The following is a 14,254-nucleotide window of genomic DNA, read 5'->3' on the forward strand; positions in this document are numbered from 1 at the left end:
AGATGCCGGCGCGCCCTTACCTAGCACGCCATCGTTCGGCGGCAAGTCCCCGGAAGCAGAGAGGCCGGCGGCAGCGCCTCAGACATCAGGCTGCTGACAAACCGCTGCAAAACTCGCGACGTCATCCCAGGCCTTGTGCCGAGGATCTGCACACGTCAAATAAGCATCTGAAAATAAACGATTTACTGCCAAGAAATTACCGTGGTCAGATGCTCGGCACAAGGCCGAGCATGACGGAAGAGACCTCGTCGGAGGCCGGCGACACCTGCCACCGGCCTCTTGAACCACAGGCCGCGCTAGATTCGCATCGCGCCATGCGGTTCTTCGGCCTCCTCCCTGCCGAAGCGGACATCCTTTTTCTCGTGGCCGAAGCCGGCGAGCACGGCGACGACGAGCGCCACCACGGCCGCGACGATCAGCAGCGCAAAGGCATAATCGCCATCCCAGCGGGCGGCGAGGCCCGCCTGCAGCGTCGCATTGCCCGAGGCGAGCAGGTTGCCGAGCTGGTAGGCGAAGCCGGGAAAGGTGCCGCGCACCTCGTCCGGCGACAGCTCGTTTAGATGCACCGGCACGATGCCCCAGGCGCCCTGGACGAAGAACTGCATCAGGAAGGCGCCGATGGCGAGCAGCACCGGTCCCGGCGCGTAGGCCCAGAGCGGCGCGACGGGCACGGCGATCAGCGCGGCCGTGACGATCGCCCGCTTGCGGCCGATCCGCTGCGACAGCGCCCCGAAGAACAGCCCGCCGCAGATCGCCCCGATATTATAGACGATGGCGATGGCGCCGACCGTATAGCTCGAATAATTGCGCTGGGTTTCGAGGAAAGTCGGATAGATATCCTGCGTGCCGTGGCTGAAGAAATTGAACGCCGTCATCAGCAGCACCGCCCAGAGGAACAGCGGAATGTTTTCGCGCAGCACCGTCAGGAACGGCCGGCGCCCCGCGCCCTGCCGCTTCAGGAAGGCCGGGCTCTCCTCGACATTGCGCCTGATGTAGAGCACCAGCAGCGCCGGCAGCGCGCCGACGAAAAACATGCCGCGCCAGCCGATGACGGGGAAAAGCAGGAAAAACACGACCGAGGCGATGAGATAGCCCGAGGGATAGCCCGCCTGCAGGATACCGGAAACGATGCCGCGGCTCTCCTCCGGCACCGTCTCCATCACGAGCGAAGCGCCGACGCCCCATTCGCCGCCCATGGCGATGCCGTAAAGCGCCCGGAGCACCAGGAACATGGTGAGGCCGGTGGAGAAGCCGGTCAGGAATTCGAACAGAGAATAGAGCAGCACGTCGGCCATCAGTGTAATGCGCCGCCCGTATCGGTCGGCCGCCAGCCCGAAGATCAGCGCGCCGAGCGCCCGCATCGCAAGCGTCAGGAAGATCGCCACCGAAACGGCGGGGACGTCGGTGTGGAATTCCTCGGCGATATATTTGAGAACGAAGACGAGAATGAAGAAATCGAAAGCATCGAGCGTCCAGCCGAGATAGCTGGCAATGACGGTGTTGCGCTGCTGCGGCGTCAGCAGGCGCAGGCTTTCCAAAGCGGACATCTGAATTCCTCCGTCCGAAAGCGGCGGCGAGGCGGGGCAATTCCGGATGCCGTCGGAAGGGGTGCCCGAAACGGGCGGGTTGCGGCTGTCGCGGCTGCGGTTGTGAGGGAAGGATTGCGCAGCCGGAGACAGCGAAAACAACGTCAGCGATATCAGCCTCGTTCCATCACATTGGCCGTGATGGGAGCGGCATTCCGTCGCGGCTCAAGCAAGGCAGCGCTGCTAACCCGAAAGCTGGGCACCTCCCAGCCTTCTCACACCACCCTGCCCCGGCACGCCCACGCAACGGACGCGAACGACCGCGGCCCATCGGGCTCGCCCGCCTCGTAAGCCGCCCTGAGGGCGGCATCGACCGCCTTTCTCTTGCCCGGCTCCAGCCCTGCCACATACTTGCCGAGCGGCCCCTCGCCGGCGGCGATCGGTCCCCAATAGTCGTCGAAAGAGAGGTAATCCATCCGGATCAGGAGCGACGTCTCCTCGACGTCGGCAAGTCCCTGCGCGATGAAGCTTTGCTTCATCTCCCCCGGCCGCATCATCGGCTGGAAACAATATTTCCGGCGCAACGGCAGCGCATTCTCATCGAGCATGACGACCGTATCCCACATCATCCGCATGCCCGACATGCCGCCGTAATGGTCCCAGACGGCGGCGGCGACCACGCCGCCGGGCCGCACGACACGCGCCATCTCGGCCACCGCCTTATCAGCCTCCGGCACGAAATGCAGCATGAGCAGCGATATCGCCCTGTCGAAGCGATCATTCTCGAAGGGCAGCGCACAGGCATCCGCCTGCCGGATCGTGATCCTGGGATCGGTGTTGCGCGCCTGCGCCGCCGCGACGAATACCGGCGAATAGTCGATCGCGGCAATCTCCCGCAGGCCGGGCTTTTCCGCCAGCGTGAATGCCAGGCTGCCGGTGCCGCAACCGACATCGAGCACCCGATCTCCATCCGCAAGCCCCGCGAAATCGATCAGCATCGGCGCCAGCCTTCGGCTCCAGCGCCCCATCAGCCGCTCATAACCATCGGCACTTTCGACATTGAAACTCGACGGCATCGAAGCCTCCCCGTTCAAGGACCATGTCTGCGCCTATGATTATGGTTCCGCGCGGCACTCGTCGCAAGCAGGGCGCCGGACCAGATTGAGAGTAACATGATGGATTTGTCGTGGATCAGAGAAGATTACCGCCGCGCCGACCTTGCTCACCGCCAGAGGAAATCCGGCCCCGTGCTTTGCGAGGTCAGCTTGAGCGTCCCATCGGGCTGAACGACATAGGTCTCGAAGACGCGGTAGCCGAACGCGCCGAGAAAAGTGTGCTGGACCACCATTCCCGGGCGATAGGGCGAATGGATGGTCTTGCCGCCATAGGTGAGACTGTCCGGGAGCGCCTGCGGCTCGCCGGCAGTGCCGGCGCAGGCGGCGAGGGCGAAGAAAACGGCAATGAGCGCATGCTTCATCCCAAGCGTCTCCTCCCGATGACAAGGGTAAGGGAAGAATACGACTTTGTTCGCTCAGAATACAGCGTTCCTGCCTTCGTAATCTCCGCGAAGCGCCTGCGCCCGCGAGAGCGCCCCGGCGATCCTCTCGTCGGTGAAGGGCTTGCCGATCACGTCGACGGCGCCTTCGATGCCGTTTCCGACGCTTTCCGGACTGCCGGTAACGAAGATGACGTCGACGCCGTAACGGTCGATCAGCCGGCGGGCGAGTTGCGCGCCGCTGAGCCCGTCGGAAAGGCTGAGATCGACGAGCGCGACATCGCTTCGCGGGGCATAGGCCAGCGCCTGCTCGATCGTCGAAACCGGCCCGACGGTCTGGTGGCCGGCATCCTGCGCGATGCGCTCGAGTTCCAAGGCGATGAAGTTCTCGTCTTCAACGATCATCACTTTCATGGATCATCCTCCTCCCATGAACAAGCAGGCCGCCGGTCACACCGCCGGTAACCCATACAACGCAACTTCCCCTCGAATGTTTCCAATCCAAAAGACATGCGTGCAGAAATAGTAACCGAGTTCTTGCGTCATCGGCGCGACCGCCCGATGCATGCCTCGAACACCGTTCAGACGCGAAAGTTCCAGCCGCGAGACAGCGGACCCGCCCTTCTTCACGCACTTTCAGGGATATAAGGTTGAGCGCTAGGGCAGTCAGCCTGCCCGCTCATTAGTCCTTATCGAGGAACCAGCGGATGGCGGCATCGTTCCGGCATCGGGAAAGCGGCAATTGCCGCACGGAATGGATGCGGCTGATCCCCCCCTCGCCGTCCGTTTCCACGTCCATGCAGGCGCAGCCATAGCCGTGCGTGGCATAGGTGTAGACATATTCGCCGGTCGTAAGGTCGGGAATCTTGTCCATTCCCTCGGCCTTGTAGCCGCTGCCATTCTCCATGATGGTCCAGCCGCCACTGGCATCCATGAGCGACCAGTTCCGCGTCGAGGGATTGTCCAGCCAGCCGCAGCGCCTTTCGGCATGCGCCGCCGCGGGTGCGAGAAGCATCATCAAAACAACCGCGTGCAATCTCATTATCAACCCCTCCGCCTCGCCGGCCACTATGCATGGTCGGTGGCCGGCAAGGCAACGGGGGTAATCCAGGTCTCGATCATCGCGCCAACTCTACCCAGCCACTTTCCTTTAAAGGCGTGTCGTGTGGCACACCCATCCCGAAACGCACAACCGCATTATAAAGCAACGGGCTGATCCTGAACCCCACTCAAGATTTCCCCTTGGCGCTTTCCTCGCGGAACGCCGCCTCGCCGACTTCCGAGACTTCGACCCATTTCTTGTCCGGCGCGGCGTCGGCAACATAACTGTCGTGCCAATTCCACCATTTGTAGGTCGGCGTCTGCGGATAGCCCTCGGGCGAATCCTCCCAGACCTCCTGGCGGCCGAGCGGCGTGATGTCGAGATAGTTCCAGGTGCCGCCCATCTGTTCGTCGCCGCGATTGTTGACGAAATAGGTGCGGAAGATGCGATCGCCGTCGCGGTAGAACACATTGGTGCCATGCCATTCGTCGACGCCGAAATCCTTGTCGAAACCGTCGGTGATCGTCACCCAGGGCATCGTCCAGCCCATCCGCGCCTTCAGCCCGGCGATATCGGCTTGCGGCGCGCGCGAGGCGAAGACCAGGGTGGTGTCGCGGGCGTTGAGATGGGCGACATGGGCGACCTGATCCGCCACCATCGAGCAGCCGCGGCAGGCCTGCTCGGGCCAGCCGAAGACGCCGGGCTCGTAGAAGGCGCGGTAGACGATGAGCTGCCGCCGCCCCTCGAACAGATCGAGCAAGCTCATCCGGCCCTGCGGGCCTTCGAAGACATAGTTCTTCTCGACCGCCATCCACGGCATGCGCCGCCGCTCGGCGGCAAGCGCGTCGCGGGCGCGGCTCTGGGCCTTCTCCTTCACCAGAAGCTGCTTGTGAGCCGTCTCCCAGGCCTGCTGCGACACGACGGGCGGCGTCTGCATGGGCTGCCCGCCCTTTCCATTCTGAACTGTTGCAGTCATCGCTTCGATCTCCTTAGTGGGGCGAATTCCCGCACCTCCATCATTGAAGCCGGTTCATTGCGCATTGGTCGGAGATAGTTTCGCAGCTGGCGTTGCACAGTGGGAGTAACAAGTGTGACCGGCAATGCACGTGCAGACGCCACCGAGCCAACACAAGAGTTGCCAAAAGCCGCGGACTGACGGAAGCTTCCCTCACCCATTGGCGATGGATCGCTCGACATGACGACAGAATCCACTTTCACCGAGACTGCAAGACACGGCAGCGCCAGGATCTGCCGCGGCTGCTGGGATCAGATGCACATGCCGATCCCGATCGGCGGCCCGCTCGCGCTTCCCTTCCGCGCCTTCGGCATCACCCGCAGCAAGATGAATCCGGACATCTGCACGATCTGCGAGCGCTCTTTCCAATATGTGAAGAAGCAGCGCCAGATCACGGTCGACGCCACCATCCTGTTCGCCGACATCAGGGGCTTTACCGATCTTTCCGAGCGCATCGAGGCCGCGCGCCTGAGCGAAATCGTCAGCCAGTTCCAGGATCGCTGCGCCCAGGCGATCTGGGCGCATGACGGCATCGTCAACAAGCAGATGGGCGACGGCCTGATGGCGATCTTCAATTTTCCGATCGTCCGCAAGGATCATGCGAGCGCCGCCATCATGGCCGCCCGGGAGATCCAGCGAAACTGCGCCGCGGCCCTGAACGGCCTGGCGCCCGCCGCCCTGCCCGGCCGCACCTTGGGCGTCGGCGTCGGCATCCATTCCGGCGAGGTCCAGATCGGCGAATTCTCCAGCTTCCGCAGCGATTTCACCGCAATCGGCGGCGTGGTCAACCAGGCCGCCCGGCTGGAATCCCAGGCTGCGGCTGGCGAAATCCTCGTCTCGGCGGAAACGGCGGCCGAGGCGCCCGAGCTGACGGACGGCGCCGAAGCGCGCATGCTGTCCCTGAAGGGCATCGAGCAGCCGGTGCAGGCGCGCGTGCTGGTCAAGCGCTGAGCGACGGCGCTGCGGCCTTCTTCGAAGCATCTCCAGGCTAACAGCCGCGGTTTCTCATCCTGTGATTGCCGAAAACATCGGATTGCAAGCCGATTAATCCTCCCGAAACGAAGATTGCTTATCTCTATGCCACTTCAATCGTGGGGGAATCTCATGGGCAGTTTTTCTTTGTGGCACTGGTTGATCCTGTTGATCGTGATCGTCGTGCCGGTGATCTTCATCTTCAGAAAGCCGCCGGCCGGGCCGAACCGCTTCGGCGGACTGGCGCAGCCCATGGGTTTCGGCCAGGCGATCGGCAGCTATTTCAAGAACTACGTGACCTTCCGCGGCAGGGCGAGCCGATCGGAATTCTGGTATTCGGCACTCTTCCTCTCTCTCGTCGCCATCGCTTTGCTTGTCGTGGACCGGAGCCAAACCTTGAACCGGATCTGGTCGCTGGCCACGTTTCTTCCGTGGATCGCCGTGGCCGCCCGACGCCTTCACGACGTCAACCGAAGCGGATGGCACCAGCTTCTTTGGTTTTTATTTCCCATTGGAACGATTGCCGTCCTCGTATGGTACTGCAGAGCGCCGACGGCGGATCATGCCAGGGAAACCGTCTTCGCTTGAGCAGGCGTCGCCCCGTTGAGGCAGGATGCCGTCTACGAAGAAAAGTAGGTTGACGGGCACGCGGGTAAGGCAGGGCCACTGCTCTGTCCTGAGAGTTCAAAACCGAGCTTCCGTCCCATCCCCATCATCATTGATCGCCACACCAGCCTCCAGCGCCGCCAGGATGAAAGCCTGCCGCACCGTCTCGGCCGGCATGCGGCCGGCGAGCCAGGCACGGCAGAAATCGACCGCCCTCTGCTGATGGACGCCGCCGTGGATCGGCCAGTCGGAAACGAGTGCGTAAAGCGCATCCTGCGGTGAGCGGAGAACCAGCCGTTCGCCGGTATCAAGATCGATCGAGATCGGTTTTTTCCAGAAGGCGGAATGGTCGCTAATGGCAGTCACACCCGAAACTGAAATGACGGGAGACTAACGGCTGAGGGCCGATGCCGGTTCCCGCACCCAAGAGAGCCTCATCCTGAGGTGCCCCGAAGGGGCCTCGAAGGACGAGGCGGGTGCTCCGCCCGTCATCCACCAGCCGGCCAATTGTTGAGCCAATCCGAACGATTCATTCGTTTCCCTTTTGTACTCTTTGCCTCTTCCCTTTCGCGCTGACTCTCTCCATATTCGCGCCATGGCCAAATCTCCGAAGAAATCCCCCGCCCCGAATGGCTTCGAGGAAGCCCCGCAGTCGTCGTTCGAGGGAGCCCCCCTCTCCGGCTCCGTCGCCGATTGGGTGAAGCAGCTGGAGGCGGATGCCGAGGCGGCGGGCGTCGAAAGCCAGCGCGAGATTGCCTCCAAGGCCGGCAAGCACCGCAAGAAGGTGGAGAACGAAGCACGCAAGCATTCGGAAGCCGTCAGCGTCAACAAGAAGGCGACGGCGAGCAAGACAGCGCGCGGCGTCTCGATCGGCGGTTCCTCCGATCCGAAGACGCGCGCCGCTGCCGGCCTCAATCCCGTCGCCGGTCTCGACATCTCGCTGGAGGATGCCGGCAGTCTGGCGCCCGGCAGCGTCACCGCCACGGTGGAGGCGCTGTCGAAGCTGATCGAAAGCGGCAACCCGCTGCACAAGAACGGCAAGATCTGGACACCGCACCGCCCCGCCCGCCCGGATAAATCCGAAGGCGGCATCACCATCCGCATGGATTCCGAATACAAGCCGGCCGGCGACCAGCCGACGGCGATCCGCGATCTCGTCGAGGGCCTGGAGAATGGCGACCGCAGCCAGGTGCTGCTCGGCGTCACCGGCTCGGGCAAGACCTTCACCATGGCCAAGGTGATCGAGGAAACGCAGCGCCCGGCCGTCATCCTGGCGCCGAACAAGACGCTGGCCGCCCAGCTCTATTCCGAATTCAAGAACTTCTTCCCCGACAATGCCGTGGAATATTTCGTTTCCTACTACGATTACTACCAGCCGGAAGCCTATGTGCCGCGCTCCGACACCTATATCGAGAAGGAAAGCTCGATCAACGAGCAGATCGACCGCATGCGCCACTCGGCGACGCGCTCGCTGCTCGAACGCGACGACTGCATCATCGTCGCCTCGGTCTCCTGTATTTACGGTATCGGCTCGGTCGAGACCTATACGGCCATGACCTTCCAGATGTCGGTCGGCGACCGGCTGGACCAGCGCCAGCTGCTGGCGGATCTCGTCGCCCAGCAATACAAGCGCCGCGACATGGATTTCACGCGCGGTTCCTTCCGCGTGCGCGGTGACACCATCGAAATCTTCCCCGCCCACTTGGAAGACGCGGCCTGGCGCATAAGCATGTTCGGCGACGAGATCGACGCCATCACCGAGTTCGACCCGCTGACCGGCCAGAAGACCGGCGACCTGAAATCGGTGAAGATCTACGCCAATTCGCACTATGTCACGCCGCGCCCGACGCTGAACGGCGCCATCAAGGCGATCAAGGAAGAGCTGCGGCTGCGCCTCGCCGAGCTCGAAAAGGCCGGCCGCCTGCTGGAGGCCCAGCGCCTGGAGCAGCGCACCCGCTACGATATCGAGATGCTGGAAGCCACCGGCTCCTGCCAGGGCATCGAGAACTATTCGCGCTATCTCACCGGCCGCGACCCCGGCGATCCGCCGCCGACCCTGTTCGAATACATCCCCGACAACGCCATCGTCTTCATCGACGAAAGCCATGTCACCGTGCCGCAGATCGGCGGCATGTATCGCGGCGACTTCCGCCGCAAGGCGACGCTGGCCGAATACGGCTTCCGCCTGCCCTCCTGTATGGACAACCGGCCGCTGCGCTTCGAGGAATGGGACGCCATGCGCCCCGACACCATCGCCGTCTCGGCAACGCCGGGCGGCTGGGAGATGGAACAATCCGGCGGCGTCTTCGCCGAACAGGTCATCCGCCCCACAGGCCTGATCGACCCGCCGGTCGAGGTCCGCTCCGCCCGCACCCAGGTTGACGACGTGCTCGGCGAAATCCGCGACACTGCGGCCAAGGGCTACCGCACCCTCTGCACCGTGCTGACCAAGCGCATGGCCGAAGACCTCACGGAATATCTGCATGAACAGGGCGTGCGCGTGCGCTACATGCACTCCGATATCGACACGCTGGAGCGTATCGAGATCATCCGCGATCTGCGCCTCGGCGCCTTCGACGTGCTCGTCGGCATCAACCTGCTGCGGGAGGGCCTCGACATTCCCGAATGCGGCTTCGTCGCCATCCTCGACGCCGACAAGGAAGGTTTTCTGCGCTCCGAGACCTCGCTGATCCAGACCATTGGTCGTGCAGCGCGTAACGTCGACGGCAAGGTCATCCTCTATGCCGACAACGTCACCGGCTCGATGAAGCGCGCCATGGAGGAAACCGGCCGCCGCCGCGAAAAGCAGATGGCCTATAACCTTGAAAACGGCATCACGCCGGAATCCGTCAAGGCCAAGATCTCCGACATTCTCGACAGTGTCTATGAACGCGACCACGTCCGCGCCGACATCTCAGGCGCCGCAGGCAAGGGCTTCGCCGACGGCGGCAACCTCGTGGGCAACAACCTGCAGGCCCATCTCAACGCGCTCGAAAAGAGCATGCGCGACGCCGCCGCCGACCTCGACTTCGAAAAAGCCGCCCGCCTCCGCGACGAAATCAAACGCCTCAAGGCCGTGGAACTGGCGGCCATGGACGATCCGATGGCGCGCGAGGAAGCCAAGTCGATGGAAGCAAAGGGCCGCGGCAACTCCCCTTCTCCCCAGCGGGGGTCCGAAGGACGGGTCGAGACCAGCGGCTCGACCCCGGGCAGTGCCCGCAGGGCGGATGAGGGGGCCACACCCACCTACTTCTCAAAACCCACCCTCGACGACATGGGCCCCGGCACCGACACCACCACGCCGCTCTTCCGCAAGCCAGACCTCGACGAAATGGGCCGCCACGTCGCCACCCCCGCCGACAACAAGAGCCTCTTCCGCCGCAACACCCTCGACGAAATGACCGTGGGACGGACGGAAAAACCGGTGACCGGCCATGTGCCGGAGAAGCCGGAAGCCGCCAAGGGCACGAAACGGTTTTCACCGCTGCTGGAAGGCCAGCCGGAGCAGGATGACGGCGTGCGGCCGGTGGTGCGCGGCCGCGTTGGCGCCGGGAGCTATGAGGAGCCGGGCGAGCAGAAGCGCAAGGGGCGGACGAAGGGAAAGACTGGGCGGCCGGGGCGGTAGTAAATGCGTTTCTTCTGACACCATATGCGCCACACACGGTCAGGCGTTTTCAGCCCGAGAGGAAGCTGCGTTGTCGGAATCGTCTCCGCCGAGCACACCCGGATACAGTCGTCAAGACGGTATCCCTGCTGGCAACAATCGCCAGGAGCGGATGAAGTGAGATCGCGCTTTGAGGACGGAGTGCTACGATCCCGACGAGAATCCGTCCGGAGTGCAATGCTGCTACGCAACTAATACAACTCGACCATCAAATTGAATCCGCCTCGCGTTCTGCACTGACATGGGAGAGCCCGACCATCGGACAAAGAGCAAAACTGGCGCCGATGGTTGACAACCTGAAATCGAAAATCTAATAGAAAAATACTCTTTACGCGTTTTGAGTCTGTACCTCGGTGTAGACTCCGTCGGGCGATTAGCCAGACGGTATAACATTGTGAGCGTTTAACGGCAGGAAGAAGATCGAGAGTTCACCTCTCGTAGCCTCGTCTTCGTTCCTCAGACCGGTGAACTCTCGATCTTCTTCCTGCCTTCCAGAGGTAAAGAGCATCCTTGCCCGCCCCACCGTCGCTCTTAAAATTCCACACGGATCTAGATTTTCAGCACATTCGTGTAAAACGTCCTAGAAAGTTCGTTTTCTTCTGTGGCGGCGTAATAGGAAACGATGACAACAAACCGAAAAGCTTACGTCAGTATCTTCTGAGAACTCGAAATATAGCACCGCGTATTAAGGCGGATATCGTGCTCGCGGAGACCGCCAACCAGCTTTATCGCGATACAGAATTCAACGATCTGATCACATTCGAAGAAGAGATTGCGATAATCTCATCTTTGGTATTGGTCATTGCCGAAAGTGCAGGATCGTTGGCGGAACTTGGCGCATTCGCTACATCCAATCAAATTCGCCAAACGATGGCGGTTATTATGAGGACCGAACATTACGGTCAAAATTCTTTTGTCCGCTACGGCCCCATCGAAAAACTACGGCGAGAGAACGACAAACGAATCGGTACTTTTCCGTGGCGTTCGAACGGGCACGACATTCTGGTTAAATCATCCATTCGCGATCATGTTCGTGTAATCACGGACTTCATAAACTCTCAGATATCAATTGAACCCGATGAATTCCTATTTAGATCGAACGAACAATTCCAATCGTTCTGCATAATATTGTGGATCCTTCATATTTCGAGAGCCATATCAATAACAGAGCTTGAGGATTATTCGAGCAGACTCGGATTAAATATCACAAGGAAGGACATAAAGAACAAATTATACTGTATGAAAATCGCAGGATGGGTTGATGAATACACATACAGTAATAAAACATACTGGCACGCGAAAACGGACATCGATCCGATTTGTCGCTACAGCTACCGGGATGAAGTGATCGAACGCGACACCCCACGACGCAAGCTCGACGTAACCCTCGATATCCAAAAAGATTTGAAGGTCCCCACCCATGTCGCGAGGCATATCAACGGAATCGTCGGGGGGCAGCGATGAACATCTTTGATGAGCTTCGCTATCTGACGGGCTTGGGGCTTATCGATCTCATGCGCATCATCGTCAACGCGCCGATTCGTTATAAAACATATCAAATACCCAAGAAGAGTGGCGGAATGAGAACAATCGCGCAGCCGTCGCGAGAAGTAAAATTTCTTCAGCGAAGCGTAGCAAACCTTATTCTCGACTCCTGCGCGATACATCCGGCCGCAACCGCCTATAAACCTGGCTCCAGAATATTCGCAAATGCTGATGTCCATTCTCAAAACCGCGTCATCCTAAAGATGGATTTTCAAGATTTTTTTCCAAGCATACGCCCCTTAGATTGGCGGCAGTTTGCCAAGGAGAAGTTGAGCCTGACGCCAAATGATATCTCAATCTCAGAGAAGATCCTGTTTTGGGGAGCCGGCACTAGCGGCCCTGTTTGCCTTTCAATTGGCGCCCCGACCTCTCCTCAATTGTCGAACATACTTATGTTTGAGATCGACACACAGATCAGTAACGTTTGCGATGACCTCGGTGTGGTCTACACCCGGTATGCGGATGACATAACTATATCCGGTCAGAGTAAGGAGATCCTACAGCGCGCGGAACGCAGCATCACTACGATAGTGCTGAATACAAAGCGACCGAATTTGACTTTTAATCAGAAAAAGCGGGGGATTTATACGAGGTCTCAGCGACGTATTATTTCTGGTTTAAAGATAACTCCCGATGGATCTGTATCTATCGGACGGGAAAGAAAAAGAATGATTTCATCCCTCGTTCATAAATATTCGTTGAATTTGCTGGAAGATGAGATCCAATACAAGTTGAAAGGCCTTCTTGCGTTCGCAGCAGATAATGAGCCACAATTTGTTGGTCGACTGCGTGGCAAATATGGCGATCAAATTATTGATCGAATAATGAAAATGCATGTACCGAAGAGAGATCTTAGGCGAGGCCAACGCTGACCCAATTTAGGGCCGCTAGGGCCCAGCTCTTGGGAATTTGTGGTTTATTAGCGGACGGCCAAGCGTTCTCCTGTGCGACTTTTTGGGCAGCTGGCGATCACCTCCTAGCTCTTCCAGCCGTTATAATCCGTTCGCGCCGTTAGCGAGCCGTCATAGGGCTTCCGGTCGAACTCCATGCAGCCTTCGAGAAAGACGGCGACGCTCTATTATACGCTGGTGAAGCGCATGGCGGCTGGAAGGTGGAGGATATCGCCAACCAGCAGGGCGAGGTGCTGCGGAGTTTGAGTGCCTTGTTGGGGGACAGGAATTAGAAACGCGGCACACCCTCTCCTCCGTCATTCCTGTGCTTGTCACGGGAATCCAGCCACCGCGCGTCTGCGCGGTGAATGACTCATCTCTTTTGGTGCAAAGAGTCTCCCCTGCCCAAGGACTTGGGCAGGCTGGATCCCTGTGACAAGCACAGGGATGACGGAGGAGAGGTGATCGCCCTGTCATCGAGCCGTTAGAAGGCGCGCGCAGCGCAATTCCGGACGCGAGATCGCCGTGCTATACCTTTCCCATCACCAAAAGGAGCCCGCATGCGCCTGCCCGCCCTCGCTCTCGCCCTCTCAGCCCTAATCGCCTCCCCCGTTTTCGCCGAAACCTTCAAAACCCCAAAGGCGCTCCTCCAGGCCCTCTACACCTTCGACCCCACAAGCAGCGACAACACCCCCTCACCCTATTCGGCCTTCTTCTCCGACCACCTGAACGAACTCCTGCAGACCGACCTCGACAACACCGAAGAAGGCGAAGTCGGGGCGATCGATTTCGATCCCGTCATTGCCGGACAGGATGGCGAGGCGAGCGATGTCAGGATCGGCCAGCCGATCCTGATGGACGGCCGGGCCGAGCTTGAGGTGGAGTTTCGCAACGGCGAAAAGGTGACGCTCTATTATACGCTGGTGAAGGAGCATGGCGGCTGGAAGGTGGAGGATATCGCCAACCAGCAGGGCGAGCAGCCGTGGAGTTTGAGTGCGCTACTGGGTGATGAAGAGTGAAGGCATGGCGTGTCCACGCCCGCTGAGGAAAGGCAACCGCCCATGCTGGAACTGCGCATCGACCCCTTCCCCGCCTCGGCCGAACTGAACGCTCTCTTCTCCGCCGCCTGGGGCAGCCCGCACAGCCGGGATTTCGCCGCCATCCTTTCCCGCAGCCTCGCCCATATCGGCGCCTATCACGACGGCAGGCTCGTCGGCTTCGTCAATGTCGCCTGGGATGGCGGCATCCATGCCTTCCTCCTCGACACATCGGTCCATCCCGAGATGCGGCGGCAAGGCATCGCAACGCGCATGGTGAGGCAGGCGACGAGCCTTGCCCGCGAGCGCGGCGCCGTGTGGCTGCATGTCGATTTCGAGCCTGATCTCACCGGCTTCTACCGCGCCTGCGGCTTCAGGCCGACGGAGGCGGGCCTCATCAAGCTCGCATGAGGCGGCCCGCGCCCGCCGCCAGTTCACCTATCCACAACCTCATCTGGATTT

Annotated in this window: 14 protein-coding genes; 7 read left to right on the plus strand and 7 right to left on the minus strand. The window is 60.5% G+C overall.

The window, feature by feature from the left end:
- Positions 1 to 296 precede the first annotated feature (296 nt).
- The 6 genes from QD408_RS21920 to QD408_RS21945 form a co-directional block, all read right to left on the minus strand.
- Positions 297 to 1,547 carry an MFS transporter gene (locus QD408_RS21920; RefSeq protein ID WP_414140741.1) on the minus strand — a complete coding sequence of 417 codons (1,251 nt, stop codon included), beginning with the start codon at positions 1,545 to 1,547 and terminating at the stop codon, positions 297 to 299.
- Positions 1,548 to 1,801: 254 nt separating this feature from the next.
- Entirely contained in the window at positions 1,802 to 2,602 is an 801-nt protein-coding gene (locus QD408_RS21925; protein WP_088685174.1) for a class I SAM-dependent methyltransferase, read from the minus strand.
- A 146-nt stretch (positions 2,603 to 2,748) separates the two neighbouring features.
- Positions 2,749 to 3,003: a hypothetical protein gene (locus QD408_RS21930; RefSeq protein WP_414140742.1), complete on the minus strand. Its 255-nt coding sequence runs from the start codon at positions 3,001 to 3,003 to the stop codon at positions 2,749 to 2,751.
- 54 nt (positions 3,004 to 3,057) lie between these two features.
- Positions 3,058 to 3,435, minus strand: a complete 378-nt coding sequence (locus QD408_RS21935; protein ID WP_088685176.1) for a response regulator — start codon at positions 3,433 to 3,435, stop codon at positions 3,058 to 3,060.
- Between the two features lie 268 nt (positions 3,436 to 3,703).
- Positions 3,704 to 4,063 carry a DUF4087 domain-containing protein gene (locus QD408_RS21940; RefSeq protein WP_190237524.1) on the minus strand — a complete coding sequence of 120 codons (360 nt, stop codon included), beginning with the start codon at positions 4,061 to 4,063 and terminating at the stop codon, positions 3,704 to 3,706.
- 187 nt (positions 4,064 to 4,250) lie between these two features.
- Positions 4,251 to 5,039 carry a DUF899 domain-containing protein gene (locus QD408_RS21945; protein WP_414140743.1) on the minus strand — a complete coding sequence of 263 codons (789 nt, stop codon included), beginning with the start codon at positions 5,037 to 5,039 and terminating at the stop codon, positions 4,251 to 4,253.
- 219 nt (positions 5,040 to 5,258) lie between these two features.
- On the opposite strand from QD408_RS21945, the gene QD408_RS21950 reads away from it, so the two are divergent.
- Together QD408_RS21950 and QD408_RS21955 are read left to right on the plus strand one after the other, a co-directional pair.
- Entirely contained in the window at positions 5,259 to 6,029 is a 771-nt protein-coding gene (locus QD408_RS21950) for an adenylate/guanylate cyclase domain-containing protein (protein WP_414140744.1), read from the plus strand.
- A gap of 153 nt (positions 6,030 to 6,182) precedes the next feature.
- Complete coding sequence (locus tag QD408_RS21955) at positions 6,183 to 6,638, plus strand: DUF805 domain-containing protein (protein WP_414140775.1); 456 nt, start codon at positions 6,183 to 6,185, stop codon at positions 6,636 to 6,638.
- A 96-nt stretch (positions 6,639 to 6,734) separates the two neighbouring features.
- Here the strand turns inward: QD408_RS21955 and QD408_RS21960 are convergent, their stop codons facing one another.
- Positions 6,735 to 7,022 (minus strand): DUF982 domain-containing protein, encoded by a 288-nt coding sequence (locus tag QD408_RS21960; protein ID WP_190237536.1) that lies wholly within the window; start codon positions 7,020 to 7,022, stop codon positions 6,735 to 6,737.
- A gap of 229 nt (positions 7,023 to 7,251) precedes the next feature.
- Between QD408_RS21960 and uvrB the strand changes: the two genes are divergently transcribed.
- From uvrB to QD408_RS21985, 5 genes are all read left to right on the plus strand, one after another.
- The gene (gene uvrB, locus QD408_RS21965) at positions 7,252 to 10,281 is read left to right on the plus strand and encodes an excinuclease ABC subunit UvrB (RefSeq protein WP_414140745.1); all 3,030 of its coding nucleotides are present in this window, start codon (positions 7,252 to 7,254) and stop codon (positions 10,279 to 10,281) included.
- 549 nt (positions 10,282 to 10,830) lie between these two features.
- Positions 10,831 to 11,784 (plus strand): retron St85 family effector protein, encoded by a 954-nt coding sequence (locus QD408_RS21970; RefSeq protein ID WP_414140746.1) that lies wholly within the window; start codon positions 10,831 to 10,833, stop codon positions 11,782 to 11,784.
- Positions 11,781 to 12,737 carry a retron St85 family RNA-directed DNA polymerase gene (locus QD408_RS21975; protein ID WP_414140747.1) on the plus strand — a complete coding sequence of 319 codons (957 nt, stop codon included), beginning with the start codon at positions 11,781 to 11,783 and terminating at the stop codon, positions 12,735 to 12,737. Before QD408_RS21970 ends, QD408_RS21975 begins: the two co-directional genes overlap by 4 nt.
- 578 nt (positions 12,738 to 13,315) lie before the next feature.
- Positions 13,316 to 13,774, plus strand: coding sequence for a DUF3828 domain-containing protein (locus QD408_RS21980; RefSeq protein WP_414140748.1), 459 nt, complete (start codon positions 13,316 to 13,318; stop codon positions 13,772 to 13,774).
- 42 nt (positions 13,775 to 13,816) lie between these two features.
- Positions 13,817 to 14,203, plus strand: a complete 387-nt coding sequence (locus QD408_RS21985) for a GNAT family N-acetyltransferase (protein ID WP_414140749.1) — start codon at positions 13,817 to 13,819, stop codon at positions 14,201 to 14,203.
- Positions 14,204 to 14,254 lie beyond the last annotated feature (51 nt).

The sequence above is a fragment of the Rhizobium sp. BR 249 genome (genome assembly GCF_047445895.1).
Lineage (GTDB): Bacteria > Pseudomonadota > Alphaproteobacteria > Rhizobiales > Rhizobiaceae > Rhizobium.

Excerpts from the sequence above, each read along its gene's own strand:
- QD408_RS21945 (WP_414140743.1), bottom strand. The coding sequence starts at position 5,039 with ATGACTGCAACAGTTCAGAATGGAAAGGGCGGGCAGCCCATGCAGACG.
- QD408_RS21940 (WP_190237524.1), bottom strand. The coding sequence starts at position 4,063 with ATGAGATTGCACGCGGTTGTTTTGATGATGCTTCTCGCACCCGCGGCG.
- QD408_RS21985 (WP_414140749.1), top strand. The coding sequence starts at position 13,817 with ATGCTGGAACTGCGCATCGACCCCTTCCCCGCCTCGGCCGAACTGAAC.
- uvrB (WP_414140745.1), top strand. The coding sequence starts at position 7,252 with ATGGCCAAATCTCCGAAGAAATCCCCCGCCCCGAATGGCTTCGAGGAA.
- QD408_RS21975 (WP_414140747.1), top strand. The coding sequence starts at position 11,781 with ATGAACATCTTTGATGAGCTTCGCTATCTGACGGGCTTGGGGCTTATC.
- QD408_RS21920 (WP_414140741.1), bottom strand. The coding sequence starts at position 1,547 with ATGTCCGCTTTGGAAAGCCTGCGCCTGCTGACGCCGCAGCAGCGCAAC.
- QD408_RS21955 (WP_414140775.1), top strand. The coding sequence starts at position 6,183 with ATGGGCAGTTTTTCTTTGTGGCACTGGTTGATCCTGTTGATCGTGATC.
- QD408_RS21950 (WP_414140744.1), top strand. The coding sequence starts at position 5,259 with ATGACGACAGAATCCACTTTCACCGAGACTGCAAGACACGGCAGCGCC.
- QD408_RS21980 (WP_414140748.1), top strand. The coding sequence starts at position 13,316 with ATGCGCCTGCCCGCCCTCGCTCTCGCCCTCTCAGCCCTAATCGCCTCC.
- QD408_RS21930 (WP_414140742.1), bottom strand. The coding sequence starts at position 3,003 with ATGAAGCATGCGCTCATTGCCGTTTTCTTCGCCCTCGCCGCCTGCGCC.
- QD408_RS21925 (WP_088685174.1), bottom strand. The coding sequence starts at position 2,602 with ATGCCGTCGAGTTTCAATGTCGAAAGTGCCGATGGTTATGAGCGGCTG.
- QD408_RS21935 (WP_088685176.1), bottom strand. The coding sequence starts at position 3,435 with ATGAAAGTGATGATCGTTGAAGACGAGAACTTCATCGCCTTGGAACTC.